This window comes from Pseudomonas sp. JV245A (assembly GCF_032424515.1).
Classification (GTDB): domain Bacteria; phylum Pseudomonadota; class Gammaproteobacteria; order Pseudomonadales; family Pseudomonadaceae; genus Aquipseudomonas; species Aquipseudomonas protegens.
On record NZ_VYKE01000587.1, the window covers coordinates 1 to 361 of the forward strand.

The 361-nt window shown below is 71.7% G+C and carries 1 protein-coding gene; it reads left to right on the plus strand.

The window, feature by feature from the left end:
* On the plus strand, positions 1–361 hold a 361-nt coding region (locus F6S12_RS33165), incomplete at both ends, for a type II secretion system protein GspJ (RefSeq protein WP_315870040.1).

The window sequence follows — 361 nt, forward strand, 5'->3', positions numbered from 1 at the left end:
CTCAACCAGCTGGAACGTGACGTGGCCCTGCGTGCTGGCACCCAGCTGCGCGAGCCGGCCCTGGGCGACAGCGAAGAAGCCGAGCCCGACAGCCCGGCCCCACTGAGCGTGCGCAGCTCCGACAGCAAGGGCTTTCGCCTGGAGGTGATACGCAGCGCCGCCACCCCGGGGGAAGGCTTGCAACGGGTGCGCTGGTGGCTCAAGGGCGACACCCTGTACCGCGCCGTGGCCGAGCCCCGCGACCGCTACCCTTTGCCCGCGCCGCGCGACGGCGTGGCGGTGCTGAACCGGGTCAGCGACCTGCAAGTACGGGTCTGGGATGCCGACAAAGGCTGGCGCCAGCTCAGCGGCAACCGCCAGG